Annotated in this window: 20 protein-coding genes and 3 pseudogenes; 11 read left to right on the top strand and 12 right to left on the bottom strand. The window is 69.0% G+C overall.

The genetic code is table 11. The features are described from left to right. Positions 1–257 precede the first annotated feature (257 nt). Entirely contained in the window at positions 258–1,091 is an 834-nt protein-coding gene (locus Q8A52_RS28935; protein ID WP_316756697.1) for a DAPG hydrolase family protein, read from the bottom strand. Beyond that, complete coding sequence (locus tag Q8A52_RS28930) at positions 1,088–2,422, bottom strand: FAD-binding oxidoreductase (RefSeq protein ID WP_316756695.1); 1,335 nt, start codon at positions 2,420–2,422, stop codon at positions 1,088–1,090. Before Q8A52_RS28930 ends, Q8A52_RS28935 begins: the two co-directional genes overlap by 4 nt. A gap of 74 nt (positions 2,423–2,496) precedes the next feature. Here Q8A52_RS28930 and Q8A52_RS28925 point away from each other — a divergent pair, with 74 nt between their 5' ends. The 3 genes from Q8A52_RS28925 (at position 2,497) to Q8A52_RS28915 (ending at position 5,309) form a co-directional block, all read left to right on the top strand. Further along, complete coding sequence (locus tag Q8A52_RS28925) at positions 2,497–3,243, top strand: IclR family transcriptional regulator (RefSeq protein ID WP_316756693.1); 747 nt, start codon at positions 2,497–2,499, stop codon at positions 3,241–3,243. Positions 3,244–3,440: 197 nt separating this feature from the next. Continuing rightward, the gene (locus Q8A52_RS28920; RefSeq protein ID WP_316756691.1) at positions 3,441–4,106 is read left to right on the top strand and encodes a nitroreductase; all 666 of its coding nucleotides are present in this window, start codon (positions 3,441–3,443) and stop codon (positions 4,104–4,106) included. Between the two features lie 264 nt (positions 4,107–4,370). Next, positions 4,371–5,309 carry a L,D-transpeptidase gene (locus Q8A52_RS28915; RefSeq protein WP_316756753.1) on the top strand — a complete coding sequence of 313 codons (939 nt, stop codon included), beginning with the start codon at positions 4,371–4,373 and terminating at the stop codon, positions 5,307–5,309. A gap of 131 nt (positions 5,310–5,440) precedes the next feature. Here the strand turns inward: Q8A52_RS28915 and Q8A52_RS28910 are convergent, their stop codons facing one another. Continuing rightward, on the bottom strand, positions 5,441–5,743 hold the full coding sequence (locus Q8A52_RS28910; protein WP_316756757.1) for a hypothetical protein: 303 nt from the start codon (positions 5,741–5,743) through the stop codon (positions 5,441–5,443). A gap of 26 nt (positions 5,744–5,769) precedes the next feature. Here Q8A52_RS28910 and Q8A52_RS28905 point away from each other — a divergent pair. The 3 genes and pseudogenes from Q8A52_RS28905 to Q8A52_RS49155 form a co-directional block, all read left to right on the top strand. Continuing rightward, positions 5,770–6,061: pseudogene (locus Q8A52_RS28905) on the top strand (FAD-dependent monooxygenase); the annotation flags it as partial. A gap of 329 nt (positions 6,062–6,390) precedes the next feature. Continuing rightward, positions 6,391–7,218, top strand: coding sequence for an alpha/beta fold hydrolase (locus tag Q8A52_RS28900; RefSeq protein WP_316756689.1), 828 nt, complete (start codon positions 6,391–6,393; stop codon positions 7,216–7,218). Then, a pseudogene (locus tag Q8A52_RS49155) lies at positions 7,154–7,522 on the top strand (PLP-dependent transferase); the annotation flags it as partial. The gene Q8A52_RS28900 and the pseudogene Q8A52_RS49155, both read left to right, overlap by 65 nt. A 46-nt stretch (positions 7,523–7,568) precedes the next feature. Here the strand turns inward: Q8A52_RS49155 and Q8A52_RS28890 are convergent. The 6 genes and pseudogenes from Q8A52_RS28890 to Q8A52_RS28865 form a co-directional block, all read right to left on the bottom strand. Continuing rightward, positions 7,569–8,084: pseudogene (locus Q8A52_RS28890) on the bottom strand (dihydroxyacetone kinase subunit DhaK); the annotation flags it as partial. 3 nt (positions 8,085–8,087) lie between these two features. Then, positions 8,088–9,788 carry a phosphoenolpyruvate--protein phosphotransferase gene (locus Q8A52_RS28885; RefSeq protein WP_316756688.1) on the bottom strand — a complete coding sequence of 567 codons (1,701 nt, stop codon included), beginning with the start codon at positions 9,786–9,788 and terminating at the stop codon, positions 8,088–8,090. Continuing rightward, positions 9,785–10,426, bottom strand: coding sequence for a dihydroxyacetone kinase subunit DhaL (gene dhaL / locus Q8A52_RS28880; protein WP_316756751.1), 642 nt, complete (start codon positions 10,424–10,426; stop codon positions 9,785–9,787). Before dhaL ends, Q8A52_RS28885 begins: the two co-directional genes overlap by 4 nt. Before the next feature lie 184 nt (positions 10,427–10,610). Further along, entirely contained in the window at positions 10,611–11,609 is a 999-nt protein-coding gene (dhaK, locus tag Q8A52_RS28875; RefSeq protein ID WP_316756686.1) for a dihydroxyacetone kinase subunit DhaK, read from the bottom strand. 11 nt (positions 11,610–11,620) lie between these two features. Beyond that, positions 11,621–12,376: an MIP/aquaporin family protein gene (locus Q8A52_RS28870; RefSeq protein WP_316756684.1), complete on the bottom strand. Its 756-nt coding sequence runs from the start codon at positions 12,374–12,376 to the stop codon at positions 11,621–11,623. 337 nt (positions 12,377–12,713) lie between these two features. Beyond that, on the bottom strand, positions 12,714–13,493 hold the full coding sequence (locus tag Q8A52_RS28865; protein ID WP_316756681.1) for an IclR family transcriptional regulator: 780 nt from the start codon (positions 13,491–13,493) through the stop codon (positions 12,714–12,716). A gap of 61 nt (positions 13,494–13,554) precedes the next feature. On the opposite strand from Q8A52_RS28865, the gene dhaM reads away from it, so the two are divergent. From dhaM to Q8A52_RS28850, 3 genes are all read left to right on the top strand, one after another. Further along, a complete protein-coding gene (gene dhaM / locus Q8A52_RS28860; RefSeq protein ID WP_316756679.1) occupies positions 13,555–13,947 on the top strand; it encodes a dihydroxyacetone kinase phosphoryl donor subunit DhaM in 393 nt (130 codons plus the stop codon). Beyond that, positions 13,931–14,230, top strand: coding sequence for an HPr family phosphocarrier protein (locus tag Q8A52_RS28855; RefSeq protein WP_316756677.1), 300 nt, complete (start codon positions 13,931–13,933; stop codon positions 14,228–14,230). Before dhaM ends, Q8A52_RS28855 begins: the two co-directional genes overlap by 17 nt. A 163-nt stretch (positions 14,231–14,393) precedes the next feature. After that, positions 14,394–15,074 carry an ATP-binding protein gene (locus tag Q8A52_RS28850; protein WP_316756676.1) on the top strand — a complete coding sequence of 227 codons (681 nt, stop codon included), beginning with the start codon at positions 14,394–14,396 and terminating at the stop codon, positions 15,072–15,074. Here Q8A52_RS28850 and Q8A52_RS28845 read toward each other — a convergent pair. Together Q8A52_RS28845 and Q8A52_RS28840 are read right to left on the bottom strand one after the other, a co-directional pair. Further along, positions 15,036–15,236: a hypothetical protein gene (locus Q8A52_RS28845; RefSeq protein WP_316756675.1), complete on the bottom strand. Its 201-nt coding sequence runs from the start codon at positions 15,234–15,236 to the stop codon at positions 15,036–15,038. The two genes, Q8A52_RS28850 and Q8A52_RS28845, sit on opposite strands and share 39 nt — an antisense overlap. Continuing rightward, a complete protein-coding gene (locus Q8A52_RS28840; protein ID WP_316756674.1) occupies positions 15,233–15,745 on the bottom strand; it encodes a carboxymuconolactone decarboxylase family protein in 513 nt (170 codons plus the stop codon). Before Q8A52_RS28840 ends, Q8A52_RS28845 begins: the two co-directional genes overlap by 4 nt. Positions 15,746–15,848: 103 nt before the next feature. Here Q8A52_RS28840 and Q8A52_RS28835 point away from each other — a divergent pair, with 103 nt between their 5' ends. Both Q8A52_RS28835 and Q8A52_RS28830 read left to right on the top strand, forming a co-directional pair. Continuing rightward, positions 15,849–16,397: a TetR/AcrR family transcriptional regulator gene (locus Q8A52_RS28835; protein WP_316756672.1), complete on the top strand. Its 549-nt coding sequence runs from the start codon at positions 15,849–15,851 to the stop codon at positions 16,395–16,397. A gap of 401 nt (positions 16,398–16,798) precedes the next feature. Continuing rightward, positions 16,799–17,314 (top strand): RICIN domain-containing protein, encoded by a 516-nt coding sequence (locus tag Q8A52_RS28830; RefSeq protein WP_316756670.1) that lies wholly within the window; start codon positions 16,799–16,801, stop codon positions 17,312–17,314. A gap of 14 nt (positions 17,315–17,328) precedes the next feature. On the opposite strand, the gene Q8A52_RS28825 is transcribed toward Q8A52_RS28830, so the two are convergent. Further along, positions 17,329–18,564 (bottom strand): alpha/beta hydrolase, encoded by a 1,236-nt coding sequence (locus tag Q8A52_RS28825; RefSeq protein WP_316756668.1) that lies wholly within the window; start codon positions 18,562–18,564, stop codon positions 17,329–17,331. Positions 18,565–18,936 lie beyond the last annotated feature (372 nt).

Genomic DNA, 18,936 nt, shown 5'->3' with positions numbered 1-18,936 from the left:
TGAGAAGAATCCTTTGCATCGATGTCTGTCTCCCGATGTGTTCCACAACGACTCGACCTCGACTGGGACGCGTACCCGGGGCAGCTCATGACCCGTCGGGAGTGGCACTTCTGGCGGGATCGAGCCTGAGGCTCACCGGGCGTCGGGATTCTTCGACAGCAAGATGCCGAAGCGGAACAGACCCGGCGTGGCAGTGGGGCGCGGGTTCGAGCTCGCATTGCCGCCGTCGGCACGCTGTCGGCACGAAACTTCGGAGATTATTCGGCGAATTGTTGGTGGAGGGCGGGAAGGAAAGCAGCCAAGTGGGCCATCTCCTGGGCGCAGTGGACCAGCAGGCCGGCGGCGTCCGTGGCCGTCATGGAGGCGGCCCGCCCGATGAAGGAGGGCAGGGGACGCGCGAAGGCGCTGATGCGGGTGCGGGGTACGGCATGCCGACCGCCGATCCAAAAGCGCGAGCGCATTTCTGAGCCGTCCTCGGTTCGGCGGACGTGATGCAAGAGGTACCCCACATCAAGGGGGTGCTCCGACAGCCCGACCCGAGCACAGACTGCCGTTGCCTCCCTCGGGTCGGCCAGCCTGGTCTCCTCCAGGCCCAGCACCGAGGGGGACAGGAAGCTGATGGCGGCGCGGGTGAGCCGTGAGCCCAGGTATTCGTCGACGTAGGAGGTTCGCCCCACATAGGCCCGCGGCCCGGTGTGGACGTCGTCGTCCGCCCACTGGGCGAAGAGGTGCGCTCGGGGGTGCCAGAGTTTGTACTTGCGGCTGTCGTCGCCGTGCCAGGAGAACCACCAGTCCCACATCGACGGCGTGACTTCCGGCATGGGGGTGTGCACCGCCAGCCGCATCGAGCCGTCGGGCAGGAGCGCGTAGCCGGTCTCGGTGGGTTCCCTGTCGGACTCGAGCAGCGAACCGACGTCTTCCAGCGCGGTGAGCAGAGGACCGGCCTGTGGACCGGCATCGAGCGCCGCCACCACGTGTGGTGCCAGGGGGGCCATCGTCGGCCGGAAGTATTCGGCGAAGGGTGCACGGGTGTCGCTGCTGCGATACCCGAGGTACGGGGTGCCATGCCGCTGCGGGCGTCGGGGGTTCATGGGCGGCCCATCCAGGAGTGGAAGCGGTTGTCGGGGTCGTAGTCGGCACGGGCCCGGTCAAGGCGGAGCATCGCGGTGTCGCTGGCGAACCGTGCGGGGCGTTGGCCGAGGTTCTCGTCGGCGAGCTGAATACCCGAGGCATGCGGAGCCATTGCCGCCATGTGGGACCGGGCCCAGTCGGCGTAGCGGCCGTCGTCCGCGGCGTCGGACCAGACGCCGTAGAGCGCGATATAGGTGTTGTCCTCCACCGAATAGGCCATGTCCTGGCGCCGCGGCGAAGGCCCCCAGTTGAGCCACAGGACATGTGAGGGCGCCGGTGGCAGGGTGTCGGCGATGCTCTTCAGGCCGGGCAGGAGGTCGTCGACCGGGGCCGAGGTCCACATGTTGTCGGTGGCGTACCGGTGCTCGTCGGGGTAGGCGTGCATGACGGCGTCGTACCAGTCGGGCAACTGGGCTGGTGCGTAGGGTACGGCGATGAGCGCCCTGTCGCGGACGGGGCAGGTTTCCAGAAGGGCCAGCGCGGCGCGGGCCTCCTCCTCGGAGTCGGCGAACACCGGTGAGGCGATGACGATGGCGGGACGGTCGATGCCGAGGGCTGCGAAGCTCGCCGACATCAGAATCTGCATCTCCACCCTGCGGTCGACGTCCGGGCCGATGGCGTGGGCCCACCGGTAGACGTCCTCCAGGAGCTCGATCGGGTAGGCGTAGAGGCTGAATCCGCAGACCGCGGGCCGCTCGTAGACGCGCACGTGGAAGCGGGTGACGACGCCGAAGAAGCCGGGCCCTGCGCCACGAGCGGCCCAGAACAGCTCGGAGTTGTTCTCGGCGTCGGCGTGCACGATCGCGCCGTCGGCGGTGACGACGTCGATCCCCAGCACGCTCTCGCAGGCCGGCCCGAGTACGCGGCCGTTCCAGCCGTAGCCTCCTTGCAGCAGGTAGCCGCCCACGGCCACGCCCCTGCAGTGCCCCGCGGGGAAGAACAGATCCTCGGCGGCAAGGGCCGCACACATTTCGTGGCCCTTTCTGCCCGGTCCCACGGTGGCGGTCATCGACACGCGGTCGACTTCCAGCCGGTCAAGCCCGGAGACGTCGAGCAGGAGGCCGCCGTCGCGTACATGGTTCGCCGCCCAGCTGTGGCCTCCGGAGCGCACACCGATACGCATGCCGTGGGCCCCGGCATGGCGCACGGCCGCCTGCACGTCCGCCACCGAGGTGGCCTGCACGACGAGGTCGGGATAGCGGTCAGGGACACGGGCGTTCCAGACGGTGGCCCGTCGGGCCTCCTCGTATCCGGGCTCGCCCCGTCCGAACCACCTTCCGGTCGGATCCATCCGCCACTCCTTTGCTTCTGATCCGCAATACGGATCACAGGATCTGTATGGTGGATCGGAACTATACTGCGGGCATGTCATCGCCACCAGAGGCCGGCCGGTCCGGCATCCAGGTCATCCGTCGTGCCGCGCGGATTCTCGACGCGGTCGGCGCCCACAACGGAGCCATGCGGCTCGCCGACCTGGACGACGAGGTGCAACTGGCCAAGACCACAACCCACCGCATCGTCAGCGCACTCGCTGAGGAAAGGCTGTTGAGGATCGATCCCGATGGCCGGGTGTGGCTCGGGAGCGCCCTCTGCGCGCTGGCGGGCACAGCCGCCTCGGGACTGGTCGAGCAGTTGCGGCCCGTGCTCGTGGAACTGCAGCGGCAGGTCGACGAGACCGTGGACCTGTCGGTGCTGGAAAGCGATGCCGTCCGGTTCGTCGACCAGGTGCAGAGCACACAGGTACTGCGGGTGGTATCCGCGGTCGGCGCCGCTTTCCCACTGCACTGCACCGCCAACGGCAAGGCCTTCCTCGCGGCCCTCCCCCGCGAGACGGTCGACCGACTGCTCGCTCGGGCGATGGAGCGGTTCACCCCGACCACGGTCACGTCCAAGGCGGACCTGCTGGAGGAGTTGGCGAGGATCCGAACGACAGGCGTTGCATTCGACCGCGAGGAGCACACCGTCGGCATTGCGGCCGTCGGTGCCGTCGTCACCCGTGACGGCGCTCCGGTCGCCGCAATCTCCATTCCGGTCCCCGCCGAGCGTTTCGCTGCACGTGAGGCCCAGCTCGTACGCCATCTGCGCACAGCCTGCGAGTCCGCCTCCACGTGAGTGGCCGGCAGCGCTCCTCGGGCGGCATGCGCGGCCACCGGAGCCGGCGCTCCCCGCCCGGGACACCCGCCACCGCGTTCACCGCCGACGGTGTCATCCTCGCCAACCGCACGGCCGCGCCTGGGCACGCTGCCGACCGGTGACTGGGGCGGCTTCCCTGTGACGGGGTCAGAAACACTCACTGGAGACGAGAAGACGTGAATGTGTATGAGGCCGTGGACAGTCGCCGGGCCGTACGGGCGTTCAGCGAGGAGCCGGTGTCCGAAGAGATCCTCGAACGAGTGCTGGCCGCAGCGACGCGCGCCCCGTCGAGCGGGAACCTCCAGCCGTGGCATGTGTACGTCGTGGCCGGCGAGCCCTTGGCCGACCTGAAGCGGCGCGCGACGGCCAGGGCGCTGGCGGGAGACCCGGGTGATGAGCGGGAGTATCCGATGTACCCGGCCGAACTGACCTCGCCGTATTTGGACCGCTTTTCCGCCGCGGCCGCCCAGCGGTACCAAGCACTGGGAATCGAGCGCGACGACCTCGACAGGCCCAAGAAGATCGCCGCCTTGAACTCGGAGGCGTTCGGGGCACCGGTCGTACTGTTCTGCTACCTCGACCGGACGATGGGGCCCGGACAGTGGGGGGATGCGGGGATGTACTTGCAGACGGTCATGCTGCTGCTGAGGGCAGAAGGGTTGCACAGCTGCCCCCAGGTGATGTGGATGATGTATCGCCGCACTGTCAGCCGGACAGTAGGAGCCGATGACGGGCTCGTTCTGTTCTGCGGTGTCGCGGTGGGCTTCGAGAAGGAAGGCGTGCCACGGCTGCGCACCGGACGGGCGGATATGACAGAAACAGTGAGCTTCATCGGAGTGTGACCGCTGGCCGGTCAAGGCCCACAGGCAAATCCCCATTGCTGCAACGGTGTTTGCCGTGACTGCGACGATGTCGCGCCCTCACCGTCCCCGATCCGGCGGTGCGCACCGAGTTTTGGGACACCCTTTACGCGACGCATGCAACTGCGCCCCCCTCCCCCACTGTCTGACAGGAAGTCGGGCCCGTCAGGGCCGAAGAACGAGAGAGCGGGGCACGGCGTGGGACGGCGCAACGGCAGCATAGGGATCGCACTGGTCACGGGTGCGATGCTGGTGGGCGCGACTGCCTGTGGCGCGGGCGGCAGTGACAAGGCGAGCGGGGGCGACGCAAAGGGCTCGGGCAAGCCGAGTGCGAGCGCCTCGCCGTCACCGACGAAGCCCGCGGGCCCGCCGATGCTGCTGGAGACGATCACCCCGCAGACGGGAACCACGGTCGGCGTGGCCATGCCGATCTCGGTGGTCTTCACGAACCCGGTGGCGGCAAAGGCGCGGGCCACGGTGGAGAAGCACATGAAGGTGAGCACCTCGCAGCCGGTGGCCGGCGCCTGGCACTGGTTCGGCGACAAGCGCGCCGACTGGCGACCGAAGGCCTACTGGCCCTCCGGCACGACGGTGAAGATCGACGCTGACATGAAGGGCGTCAGCAACGGCAACGGACGCTACGGCGTGCGCGCCTACACGCACACCTTCAAGGTCGGCGACGACGTGCGCGCGGATGTCTCGGTGACCGGCCACACCATGAAGGTGACCCGCAACGGCAAGTTGGTGCGCACCCTGTCGATCAATGCGGGCAGCCCTCAGTATCCGACGTGGAACGGCACGATGGCCGTCATCGACAAGCAGGAGAAGGTTCACATGACCTCCTGCAGCGTCGGCATCAGCTGTGACAAGGGCAGCCCCAACTACTACGACCTGACGCTGCCCTGGGATGTCCACCTGACCCAGTCCGGCACGTACGTGCACTATTCGACCGGCGACCCCAATCCGGGCAGCGGCAGCGCCCGCGGCTCGCACGGCTGCGTCCACCTGTCCATGTCGGACGCCAAGTGGTTCTACAGCCAGGTCAAGCAGGGCGACCCCGTCACCATCACCGGCTCGTCCCGTGCCAAGGCCTCGGCCGACAACGGCTACGCCGACTTCAACCTGGGATGGGACCAGTGGCTCGCCGGCAGCGGGTCCGGGGAGGGCACGACCGCGACGCTGTGAGGCGCGGCGGTGGCGGCGCCAGTCAGCACTCGATGATGTTGACCGCGACGCCACCGTCGTACGCATCCTTCGGGCCGATCGGAAACGGCCGGCCCTCCGGCACACTTCACTCGTCCAAAAGCCGATCGGGGTCAGCGCACCGGGCCACGGCCCTCCACGAGCACCGTCGTCTCGCGTGGCCACGCCTGCTCCCGGCGAGTGAAGTGCGCTCGCCGTCCCGTGATCGACATGGCGCCGGACAATATCCGCGGACGGTTCAACAGCACGTAGATGAAGCGGACGGTTGCCGGGCGCTGGTCGGCCGGTGGTCGGACGGCTGCGTGGGGATCCGCTCGCGGAGCGGTGGCGACCGACGGCCGGCGTTTCTCGAGATCGCCCTGATCGTGTGGGAGCACGACCGGCTCCCCTTCGAGCGGCTTCAGCGACGCCTGCATCGGCGATCCGAGGTCACTGCCGCAGCAAGCCCCAGGAGTGGATGGACGCCATCGACTTCACCGGCGTCGGGGCAGCCACGGCCCGCGTCGCCGCGGAGTTCCACGACTGGGCCCCGGAACTCACCGCTCTGATCACGGACGGCGAGACCGCCCCGGTCCCGCGCACCATCAACGCCCTGCCGATCGAACACCGTGGGACCGCGTCGCAGGCGTGACGCTGCTCGGCGACGCCGCCCACCTGATGCCCCGTCCGGCGAAGTAGCCATTCTCGCCATGTATGACGGCGCCGAACTCGGCAACGCCCTCGCCGCGAACCCGACGACATCGAGGCCGCGCGGACAACAGGCCGGGTGGACCACAGCTGCTCCGGCGCGGGCCCATCCGTGAGCCGCCTACGCCCCGAGTCCCTGCCTCTGCAGTCATTGTAGGAGCGGAATCGCACCCCCCTTGAGCTGGGGTGTTGCAAGGACCACCAGAACTCAAGCATCACATCCGGGCTCTTGTGCTGCCCGGACCGCTTGATAACAGATGAGATTCAGCCACTGGCCGAAACCTTGACTCACTCCTACTCGGAGGTAAGTATTCCGGTTTAGCTGGTCGGCATTGCCGAACGCCGGTCGGTCGCAGCCGAGCATGAAAGGGATGTCATGCACGCACGACGTACAAAACGAACGGCCCGCCTCCTCGCCGTCACCGCCGCAGCGGCGCTCTGCGCCCTCGGCCTCACGGCGCCCGCGGGCGCCGCCGACACGCCGCCGCCGGGCGCCAACGACTGGTCGTGCAAACCGGACTCCGCGCACCCGCAACCCGTGGTCCTGGTCAACGGCACCTTCAAGACCTCGTACGAGAACTGGCTGAGCCTGTCGCCCGCGCTCGTGAACGCCGGTTACTGCGTCTTCTCCTTCGAGTACGGCGGCCTGGAAACCGCCCCGATCGCGGACTCGGCGACCGAACTACGTGACTTCGTCAATGCCGTACTCGGCGCGACCGGCGCCAAGAAAGTCGACATCGTGGGCCACAGCCAGGGCGGCATGATGCCCCGCTACTACGTCAAGTTCCTCGGCGGCGCCACCAAGGTCGACGACCTCGTCGGTATCGTGCCCTCCAACCACGGCACCAGCAACCCGCTCGCGCTCGCGGCCGGGGCCACCGTCTGCCCCTCCTGCGTCGACCAGACCACCGGCTCGGACTTCCTGCAGAAGCTCAACTCTGCCCCGGAGACTCCGGTCGGCCCCGACTACACAGCCATCGCCACCAAGTACGACGAGGTCGTACTGCCGTACACCAGTGCCTTCCTCAAGGGCCCTGACTCGTACGTGACCAATGTGCTGCTCCAGGACCGCTGCCCTCTCGACAGCACCGAGCACGACCAGGCACCCAAGTCCCTGCTGGTCGAGCAGTGGGTACTCAATGCCCTCAAGCGGAACGGACCGGCGGATCCGGCCTTCGTGCCGCACTGCGTCGGCGCGGGCTGAACCGTACCGGGCCGACGTCACCGCCCTACCCGCCGAAGCCCGCAACAGGCGCAGGCCGAGCGTTCCCGGACTTCAACGAACCCGACCCGAGCGACCACGGCCTGCAGTACTGGCCGGCGCCCGGCCCGGGCGCCTTCGCCGTCAAGCTCCGGTGCCGCTGCTACGCGATCTCGGCCCGGCCCTCTCGCCACACTCCGCGTTCCTGCTGGTGCAGGGAGTGGAGACGCTCAGTCTGCGCATCGAGCGGCACTCCGCGAACGCGCAGGCGATCGCCGAGTGGCTGGAGCAGCGGGACGAGGTGGCCGCCGTCCACTATCCGGGGCTTCACTCCAGCCGGTGGTACGAGGCGGGGCAGCAGTACCTGCCACGCGGTGGGCCGGCTCGACGAGGAGCGGCTGGCGGCCACCGGCACCTCCCTCGGCCTGGTGCGCCTGTCGGTCGGCACTGTTCTCCACGGCGACGTCGTCGTTGACCACGATGCCTTCCACTCGCACGCCGTCGTCGGCGGCCAGGTCGGCGGCCATCTGGAAGTTCAGCACGTCGCCCGTGTAGTTCTTCACGATGTGCAGGACGCCGGCCCCGCCGTCCACGGCCCGCGTGGCGGCGAGGATCTGGTCCGGCACGGGAGAGGTGAACACCACACCGGGGCAGGCGGCGTCGAGCATCCCATACCCGACGAAGCCGCCGTGCAGCGGCTCGTGCCCGGCTCCGCCACCTGACAGCAGGCCCACCTTCCCAGGGGTCGGCCCGCCCGCGCGGGCGATGTAGCGGTCGGACATGTTGACCGTCAGCGAGGGGTGTGCGGCGGCCACACCGACGAGAGCATCGGCAAGCACCTCATCGGGCAAGTTGATGAGCTTCTTCATGGCTCAGGCCCCCTCTTCTTCGAGCAGCGCGGGCCGGCCGCATTGCTCGACGAGTCGCCAGACCTCTTCGGGGGTCTTGCGGGTGAGGGCGAGGGCGGCCAGGGAGGCGCAGGTGTCGTGGCGGAGGCTGCGGATGCGGGCCCGGACCTCGTCGAGGGCGGCTGGGCCGACCGAGAGGCTGTCGCAGCCGATACCGATGAGGAGGGGTGTCACGAGGGGGTGTGCGGCGGCGTCACCACAGACGGAGACCTGACGATCGTGGCGGTGGGCGGCGGTGACGACCCGTGAGATGGCGTCGAGGACGGCAGGGTGTGCCGCCATGGCGGGGGTGGCGGTGGGGTCACGCCGGTCCAGGCCCAGGATCTGGCAGGTGAGGTCGTTGCTGCCGATGGAGAAGAAGGAGGCCTCGCGGGCGAGGTCGTCGGCCGCGGCGACCGCTTCCGGGAGTTCCACCATGATGCCCAGAGGTGGCACCGGTACGCCGGCTTCGGTGGCCGCGGCCTCGAGGAGGCGTCGGCAGGCGCGTAGTTCGTCGACGCTCGCGACCATGGGGATCATGATGCGCAGGTCGGTGTCGGCTCCGGCGCTGAGCAGGCTGCGGAACTGGGCGGCGAAGGCGTCGGGCTGGGCGAGCATGAGGGGGAGTCCGCGGCCGAGCCGCGCGCCCTGGATGCGGGCGAGGAACGGCGGCAGTTTGTCGTCGGCGAAGTCGAGCGTGCGGGCGGTGACGACCTGCCCGGTGAGAGCGCGCAGGATGGGGACGAGGGTGGCCGCGTGCTGATCGCGGGTGGGCCAGGCGGGATGGTTGAGGAAGGGCAGCTCGGTGCGGAGCAGGCCGACACCTTCGGCTGCCGTGGTCACGGCCGCGCGGGCCTCGGCCGGGGTGGCCACGTTGGCCCGCAGAACGATGCGGTGCTGGTCGAGTGTCTCGGCGGGCAGGTGACGCTCTTCGGCGAGGGCGAGCCTGCGCGCTCGGGCGGCCTCCATGGCTCGCAGAGCCCTGGTGCGTTCCTCGTCGTCGGGGTGGACGACCGCGCCGGCTCGATCGCCGTCGAGCAGGATCTCCTGCCCGTCCGGCAGTTCGAGCAGCTCGGAGTCGACGCCCAGGAGAAACGGGATGCCGAGCGAGCGGGCGACGATCGCGGCGTGGGAGTTCGGTCCGCCCGTCACGGAGATGGCTGCCGTCACCGTCAGGCCCGGTTCCAGCAGGTCGGCGGCGCCGATCTCGTGGGCGACCAGGACGAGGGGCTGGTCGGGGGCGGGGCCCGTGTCGCCGTAGAGGTGGGCCAGGACGCGGCGGCCGACCTGCCGGACGTCCGCGGCGCGTTCGGCAAGGGTGGGATCGTCCAGGGCAGCGATGGTTCCGGCGTAGGCGTCGATCGCCTGCCGCACGGCAACGGATACGGGCCGGCCGTCGTCCGCTCGTTTGGTGGCTTGGTCGCGCAGATCCTGGTCCTGGGCGATGTAGCTGTTGACCTCCATGATGTCGGCCTGTTCGTCCTTGCCCTGTGCGCGCAGCGAGGTGGACAGTTCGAGCAGTCGGGCGGCGACGGCGTCGAAGGCGTCCGTGATCTGCTCCGTGGGGTCGCCGCCGGCGCGCTGGGGCAGCGCCGTCCTGGTGAGCGGCCGATCGGCACGGTGGACGACACCGAGGGCTATGCCGGGCGCGGCGACGTGCCCGGCGTAGGTGCGGCGGTCGGTCACCGGGCCCCCAGCGTCTCGGCGAGGGCGCGGAAGACCAGGGCGGTGGAGGTGGCGCCCGGATCCTGATGGCCGATGCTGCGGGCACCGAGATAGGAGGCACGGCCCTTGCGGGCCTGCATCGGCGTGGTGGCGCGCATGCCCTCCTCGGCGGCGTCGGCGGCGGCCACGGCCGCGGCGGCCAAGTCGGCTCCTCCGTCGGCCAGTTGCTGGAAGGCGGCCAGTGCAGGGGCGTAGGCGTCGATCATGGTCTTGTCGCCGGGTGCGGCCGCACCGAGCTTCTCGATGCTCGCAAGGCCGGCAGCCAGTGCGGCGGCCAACTCCTGCGTGTCGGCGGTGGGCATGTCCAGGGCCTTGCCGATGGCCCGGAAGGCACCGCCGTAGAGCGGCCCGGAGGCGCCACCGACGGTGGAGATGAGGGTGGTACCGGCTTTGGCCAGTACGCCCCCGACGGTGTCCGGCTCGTAGTCGGCCAAGGCCGTGACTGCGGCGGAGAAGCCGCGGTGCATGTTGGCGCCGTGGTCGGCGTCGCCGATGGCCGAGTCGAGCTGGGTGAGTTGGTCCTTGTGCTTGTCCACGGCGGCTGCGATGGCCTGCACCCACGTGCGGGCGAGGTCGGTGTCCACGGAGTCTCCGTTCATGGTCGGTACGGGGCTGGTCGTCATCGTCAGTACGGGGCTGGTCGTCATGGTCGGTAGGGGCTGGTCGGCGGTTGGGTGAGCCGGGGGCGGGGGGAAGACGCGAGGGGTGCGATCCGGGCGGGCTGGCAGCGGGAAGGCACCGGCCCGGTCCTCGCGTCGCGCGTGGCCCCGCCCCCGGCTCGGTTCAGATGCCCCAGCGCAGCGCCGGGGTGTTCACAGGCGCGTCCCACAGGGACAGCATGTCGGTATCGGCCTTGCACACGGTGAGAGAAACGCCCGCCATGTCCAGGCTGGTCACGTAGTTGCCGACGAGACTGCGGGCGACGACCACGCCCTTGTCCGCGAGTGCGGCGGCAACCTCGTTGAAGACCACGTACAACTCGATGAGCGGGGTGCCGCCCAGGCCGTTGACCATGACGATGGTCTCGTCGCCGGCCGTCAGTGGCTGGTCGGCGAGGATCGCGTCCAGCGCGGTCGCCACGATCTCCTTGGCGGGTCGGAGCTTCTCGCGGCGGCGGCCGGGTTCGCCGTGGATGCCGACACCCACCTCCATCTCATCCTCGGGCAGGTCGAAGCCGGGCCTGCCGGAGGCGGGGGTGGTGCAGGCGGTCAGCGCCACGGCGAACGACCGGGAAGCGGCGTTGACCCGCTTGGCCATCTCCGCCACGACGGCGAGGTCGGCGCCCTGCTCGGCGAGCGCGCCGGCGATCTTCTCGACGAAGACGGTGGCTCCGGTGCCTCGGCGCCCGGCGGTCCAGGTGGAGTCCTGGACGGCGACGTCGTCGTCGACCAGGACTGTCTCCACGGTGATGCCTTCCTCGGTGGCCAGTTCGGCGGCCATCTGGAAGTTGAGGACGTCGCCGGTGTAATTCTTCACGATGAACAGCACGCCCGCGCCGCCGTCGACGGCCTGGGCCGCGGCCAGCATCTGGCCGGGCACGGGCGAGGTGAAGACCTCGCCGGGGCAGGCGGCGTCGAGCATGCCCGGGCCCACGAAGCCGCCGTGCAGGGGTTCGTGCCCGGAACCGCCGCCGGAGAGCAGGGCTACCTTGCCGCTTCTGCCGGCGTCGCCGCGGGAGATCACCTTGTTCTCCGCGTCGACCTTAAGTCCGGGGTGGGCGGCGGCGATCCCGGACAGTGCCTCGGCCAGCACCCCCTCAGGGGCGTTGATGAACTTCTTCATGACAGGGCTCCTCAAGCGGCTGCGACCGGCTCGGTCGCTGCCTCGGTGACGGTGGCGACGCCGCGGCGGGCGTTCAGGGCGACGTACAGGAAACCGGCGGCAACCGCGCCGAGCACTTCGGCGGCCAGGTAGACCGGCAGCTGGTTCCAGTGGACCGTGCCGTCGAAAAGCTGGCCGGTGATCATCGGACCGAGCGTCCTGGCAGGGTTGATGGACGCCGCCGTGGCCGGCGCCACCGGGATGATGATCGCGAACACGCCGAGGCCGATGGCCAGACCGGCGAAGCCACCCGCCGCGCGGCGGTCGATGGCGCCGAAGACGATGAAGGCGAGCATGAAGGTGCCTACGGCTTCGGCGAAGAAGGCCTGTCCAGCACTGACCTGGGGGCCGTAGGCGGCGATGCCGAGGCCGACGTCGACCGCCTTCTTCCCCAGCACCCCGACGATGGCCAGCGCGCCCAGCACTGCCCCGGCCACCTGCGCCGCGACGTAGCCGGGGACGTCCCGCCAGGGCATCTTCCTTGTCGCGGCCAGCGCCAGGGTGATGGCCGGGTTGATCTGGCAGCCGGATATGTGACCGATCGCGTAGACCATCGCGATGACCACGGTGGCGAACGCCAGCGAGATCATGCCCAGGTCGGCGAAGGTGAACGGAGCCTTGCCGTTGACGATGAGCGTTGCGGGGACTGAACCGACGCCGATGAACACCAGCATCGCGGTTCCCAGCATCTCGGCCAGAAGCTTCTGTGGGTAGGTGTTTTCTTGCATGAAAGGCGCCCAGCGCCGAAGCGGCGGCTTGGGCGTCTCACCTCCTCCGCGTGGAGCGGGCTGTGAAGGGAGGTAGCCGCCAGGTTGATCAGGGTCGGGGCAACCTGGCGACCGCTCGAGGGAAAGCCGGGCGGATCGAGCCTCCGGCTGGCATTACGTTCACCATGGATGAACGTTGTTCCGAAAATTAAGGTTGCGTTTCCGGCCTGTCAAGAGGTGCGGCAGCCCCCCGTGTCCGTGGACAACAAGGAGAAGCCCCCCGGCGGCGTGCCGAGGGGCCTCGATCAGGGGTGGGGCGTGGGACAGAAGACGACCGCCACCGGGCGCGTGGGGCAGGTCAGGTCATCGTGCTGCGCGCGGCCGCCCCACGGGGGGCACCCAGGTCGCGGGAGAGGTTGCGGGCGGTCTCTCGGACGGCGACGGCAAGCTCCTGACGTGCTGATTCGTCCAGCAGTCGCTCGACGGGGCCGACGATGCCGAGGGCGCCGACCACCTCGCCGGAGCGGTCGAAGACAGGCGAGGCGATGCCCGCGTCCCCGATGGCCGACTCCTGGTCCTCGATCGCATACCCGGTCCTGAGGACCTCCTTCAACTGAGCCGCCAGCTCCTCGGGGTCGGTGACGCTGGCACCGGTGAGCACCGCCGGCTCACCCGCGAGCAGACGCTGCCGCTCGTCCGCCGGAACGAAGGCCACGATGGCCTTGCCAAGGGCACACGTGCTCCACGGGATGCTGGCGCCCACCTCGAGGATCTGCACCGCACCCTCGGGCCGGAAGGCATGGTGCACCACCAGGACGTGGTCACCGTTGAGCACGGCCACCCAGACCGCCTCGTTCGTCCGGTTCGCAAGCTGGTCCGCCCAGGTCAGCGAGCGGGTGCGCAGCTCCTGGGTGTCCAGGTAGGCGTTGCCGAGCTGCACCAGGTCCGGGCCGAGCTGGTATTTCGAGCTGTGCAGGTCCTGCACCACCAGTCCCTCGGCCTCCAGCGTGCGCAGAAGCGCATGCACGGTCGGCTTGGCCACGCCCAGGCGGTCGGCCAGCTCGGTCACGCCCAGCCGGGGCCCGGTGGATGCGAGCTCCCGCAGGATCTGCACCGCCCGTTGTACCGCCTGCACCATCGAAAATTTCTCCTTGGTTCACTATTGATGAACAGCGTTCCGAGATCTACCGTAAGCGTTCATGAGCGCATCTGTCGGCATCGTACTCGTGTCCCACAGCGCCGAGCTCGCCGCGGGCCTTCGCCTGCTGGTGGAGCAGATCGGCTCCGACACCGTCCCACTCGCCACAGCCGGAGGCACCGACGACGGCCGGATCGGCACCAGCTACGACCTCGTCCTCGCCGGCATCCGGAGCGTCGACCGGGGCCAGGGCGTCGTCGTCCTGCCCGACCTCGGCAGCTCCGTTCTGACCGCCCGCACCGTCCTGGAAGACCACCCCCGTCCCGACGTACAGATCATCGACGCACCCTTCGTCGAAGGAGCCGTCGCGGCCGTCGTCACCGCCGCATCCGGTGCCGACCTGAAGACCGTCACCGAAGCCGCCAAGGAGGCCCGCCATGTCCACAAGCTCTGACTCCACCACCGCCGGCACCACCACCGCGTCCACGCACGCGACGGCCGTCATCCTGCCCGCCAACCTTCACGCCCGACCCGCGGGCCAACTCGCCAGGGCCGCAGCCGCATTCACCAGTGCCATACAACTGGAGTACGCCGACCGGACGGTCAATCCGACCGGTGTCCTCGCCGTCATGGGTCTGGGCGCCACAGTCGGCAGCACCGTGACCGTCCGCGCCGAAGGCCACGACGCCGAACAGGCCGTCACGGCGTTGGCCCAGATCCTCGCCGGCGCCGAGTAACCCGACGCCACCAGCGGCACGAAACCAGCCGCCGCTTCCGACATGAGAAGCAAAGACCAGTGGACGTGGCCGAGGGGTGAGCGCCCCCGCCACGAGCACGCCTGACGCCCATGCAGCCTTGCCCTCGCGGGTCTAGCACTTCTACGCGCTGCCGCACCTCCCCGTGGCCGTCTCCGCCCTACGCCGCCGGGCACGCACCCTCCTCGCCCAATGGCGCGTGCCCGCCACGACGGTCGACGACGCCCTCCTGGTGATCTCGGAGCTGACCACCAACGCGATCGCCCACGCACTGCCACCGGCGGTGCTGCGGTTGTCCGTGCCCGAGGCCGCCGGCTCCCGTGCCCTCCGCATCGAGGTCACCAACGCGGGTCCGGCAGCTCAACGGCACCCACACGACAGCCCCCACCCTTGCGAGCACAGGGAAAACGGTCGCGGGACCGACATCGTCGCGGCCCTCTGCCCACAACACGGAATATCCCGCCCCCCGAGAGGACCACCCGATGGGCGGATCTCCACATGCGAACTTGACCACCCATGGCGCGGCAGCCACACGTCCACGGGCACCTCACGGAAGGTACGAGAAGCGACCGAACCTGCGAGGTGCCGGATGGTGCCGCGGCACCACGCGCCAGACACCGGCACCCGGCGTGCCGGTTCCGGTCCGGCAACGTGCGCTGCGGCCTGGTCCGCCCAGCCCACCGTCGCCCGGCTCACGGCTGGCGATTCACAACGGACGCAGACCGCAGGGCTCTCCGGTGGGCGGGTGCGGAATCCGCCCACCGGAGAGGCCAACCGGCATGAGAGGTCAGGGTTCGCAGGTGATCAGCCGGACGGCCGGAGCTGAGACCAGCTGGGTATGAGGAGCGCCGGAGAGTCGGACGTTGACGAAGCCACCCTCGAGGGCGAAGTCGACGCCCTCGGCGCGGCTGACGGGACGGCCGTCGGCGTCGGTGATGGTGTAGCCGGGCACGAGCTCGATCGAGCCCCTACGCCACTCGTGGTTCATGCGGACACCTCCGGGAAGTCGAGGTCGGGCTGGGCAAGGTGGTTGAAGTAGTTGGACAGCGTGTTGAGTGCGATGTGGGCGACGATCTCGGCCAGTTCAGCATTGGTCACCCCGGCCCGGCGGGCGTCGGCCAGCGCTGTGTCCCCGACGCGGCCCCCGGTACGCATGACCTCGCGGGCGACCCGTAGCAGTGCGTCGGCGTGCGGGTCGGAGTCGTCGGCACCCTCGCGGGTGCGGGCCAGTTCCTCGTCACTCAGGCCCAGTTTGCGGCCCCGCAGCGTGTGGGCGCTGACGCAGTATGTGCAGTGGTTCTCCTGTGCGGCCAGGAGCGCGAGCTGCTCGCGGAGGCGGGCGGTCAGAACGCCGTGGCCGAGGTGATCGCGCAAGGCCAGGTACCCGGCGAGTGCCGCCGGGCCGTTGGCCAGCGCCGCATACAGGTTGGGCAGTCGGCCGAGCTGGCGGCGGGTCTGGTCGAGAAGCCCCGAGGGGTCGTCGGTGAGCTGCGGCATGCGGGGCACGAGTCCTCCAGATGGTACCGATCGGTTCCGTCTTCTTGCGGCATGACGGTACTGATCGGTTCCGTAATCGTCAAGATCGGGATAGCCTGGTCCCATGGCCACCCACGCACGCGAACGCCTCCTCGACGCCGCCGAGGAACTCTTCTACGCCGAGGGCATCCGCGCCGTCGGCGTCGAACGCATCCTGGCCGAATCCGAAGTCGGCCGAGCCTCCTTCTACCGGCATTTCGCCAGCAAGGACGACTTGGTCGTGGCCGTCCTGCAACGACGCGACCAGGCCTGGCGCGCCTGGCTGGCCGAACGCGTGGACGCCTTCGGCGGAGAGCCCCTGGACGTCTTCCATGCGCTGGCCGAGCGTTTCGCCAACGCCGACTTCCGCGGCTGCGCCTTCATCAACACCATGGCCGAGACCGCCGACACCGGCAGCGCGGCCTACCGGGTCGCCGCCGAGCACAAGGAGCGCGTCACCGCCTACGTTGCCGGCCTGCTCGCCAAGAGTGGGCACGAAGACGCCGAGGCACTCGCGCGACGGTTTGTTCTCCTGATGGACGGAGCGATCGTCACCGCGCTGCGGGAGCGCACAACGGCTCCCGCTGCGGAGGCACACGCGGTCGCGGCAGCCATGCTGGGCAATGCCGCGTGACCTTGCCCAGGACGGGACACTCCCGCCTCCTCCGTGTCACCTTGTTCCGAGACCGCAGGACCCTGTGCGCCTCACTTCACGGGCACGACCATCCAGCTCCTACGGCAAACGGCCGTACGAGGTGGCGTGCTGGCCGCGCATTTCGGACAGGTCAGATAAGTGATCGCCGTATGGGACGGTGCAGGCCACACTGCAGCACGCATCTCACCGACGGCGGCCGCCCCACGCTGATGGGGGGCCCAGCACGCCACGCCCGGAAGGGGAATGGCTGGCTCCTGGCTCGGCGGAGCGGGCAGGGTCGGGCCACGCTGCTGCCTCAACCGGAACAGCCACACGCATCTGGAGGTCTCGTGCGTGGAAATCCGATGAGAATCAGCTCTCGACGGGCGACCATCGCCGCAGTGCCGGCACTGGTGCTGGCCCTCGGAGTCGGCGGCGTCGCCGACGCCGCACCCGTGTTGGCCAGCGCCGTGGCTGGCACACCCTCGCGGGCCCAAGGCTTCAGCCCAATCAACGTCTGGAATTCGAGCCACTGTCTCGACAACGCCACCGAGAACGCAGCCAAGCTCCAGATGTGGTCGTGTGACAGCGGTTCCGACGAAAAGTGGCTCGAAGGGTTCGACAGCCAGACCGGCCTGTTCACCTTCACCAACCAGAACACGGGACGGTGCATCACCGCGCCCTCCTCGGGGGCAGGGACGGTCACGATGGCGTTCTGCGACGCGGCCGCTACCAATCAAAAGTGGCGCGTCTTCTATGCGGACAACCCGTCTGACCCGCCCGCCGGCTGGTACCAGGTGTGGCAGAACGCGTCGAGCGGCCTCTGCCTGTCGACGCCCAGCGTGCGAAACCGCACCCTCTTGCAGGCCACACCCTGCGATCCGTCCGACCAGTACGACAGGTGGCACCAGCAGTAACCACGTCACGGATCTCAAGGACGCCGAGTGGTGGGCGCAGTTCCAGGCAGTGCGCTCTTCTTGGGGTGGTGCCGGGGCACCACGTCCTGAGGGAAGGTCAACTGCTGGCTCATCCACTGCAGGGTGCCCGGCATCTCCCGTACCCAGGTGGGGAAGTTGTGGCTGCCCTGGTCGGGCTGGATCGACGCGACGCGCATGGGCGCCTTGACGGCCTTGATGAAGGCCAGCGTCTGCGGGTAACCCCGCTCGCCATGCTTGCTCTCGGCGACCAGGACGGAGACCTGTGGTGCGGGCAGGTGCTTCAGCCGCCACATCAGATCGTGCTCGTTGACCCGGTTGACGCGATCCGGCCCGCTGCCGAAGAGGTTGCCGGTCGTGGGGTCGTCCTTGACCTTGTAGTCGGGCGACAGGGCGCCGGCTGTTGTGTACACGCCGGGGTTGCGCATCGTCAGCTGCAGGGCGCAACTACCACCGGACGAATAGCCCATGACCCCCCAGGCACTGGCGTCGTGGCCCACCCGGTAGGCGGACTTCAGGGCCTCCGGGAGGTCCTTGGCCAGGAAGGTCTCGGTTTGGGGTCCGCCCGGCACGTCCACGCACTCCGTGTCGCGCGGCGGAGCGATCGTCGGCCGGATCATCACCATGATCGTCGGCTGCATCTGGCCGCTCTTCTGCAGCTTCCCGGCGGTCTGCGACACCCGCAGGTGCTCGGCGAGATTGAAGATGCTGCCGGGATAACCGCTGAGGGTCACAATCACCGGGAAGCGTTGCCTGGCGTACGCCTCCTGAAAGTACTGCGGTGGCAGATACACGAACGCGGGGTCGACCACGCCCGTGCGTCGGCCGATGACCTTCACGGAGTCCACCCGACCGTTCACCGCCGCAGGACCGGTGGGCAGTTCGCTGACCCGGTTCAACTGCTCGCTGGTGGCAGGCTGAATCAGCGTCCCCTTCACCAAGGGACCGTTCTCGGTGCCGTGGCCGATGGACGCCTGTGTCACGCCGACGGGTGCGGTGTCGGTGTCGCCGAAGAGCTCGCCCCACGATCCGAAGAACTGGTACGACGAGTTCAGCCAACACGCGAAGGCCGCGATGATCGCCACCTGAGTCACTCCGATGGCCGCCAGCCGTCCAAGCACGTGCCGCAGCCCCCGGCTGGCAAGCTGTGGCCACAGCCAGACCAGCAGAGCTACACAGACGACGGCCACGGCCGCCATGACGTACACGGTTGCTTCGCTGGTCAAACCCATGCCACTCGATCCCTGGTCTTCTTGCCTGTGCTGTTTCCTTCACACAGAAGGAGGGCTACAGACACGTCCACGTTCCTCAACGAGGGCAAAGCTCTGCGGTTCCACGTGGAAGCCCCTATTGCCAGTCAAACGGCCCGAGAGAGTGGATTGGTGACAGAGGCTCATGTTGTGCGCGCTTGCCGCCCTCGCGGGTGACGTCTGTGCTCGGAAGCAGCGGTCGGGCCGGAGCTGTCCGGCGAGCTGCTGCGCCCGCGCGATCACATAAAAGGCCCTTGCAGATCCCGCAACAATTTCTTATGGAACCGGAGCGGCATGTGACCACGGTCTCCGTTGCACTGGGAACCGGAATCATCAATGACTCGTCCGCACCTC

This window comes from Streptomyces herbicida (genome assembly GCF_032656585.1).
GTDB classification, from domain to species: Bacteria; Actinomycetota; Actinomycetes; order Streptomycetales; family Streptomycetaceae; genus Streptomyces; species Streptomyces herbicida.
This window is presented reverse-complemented; position numbering and strand designations above follow the sequence as displayed.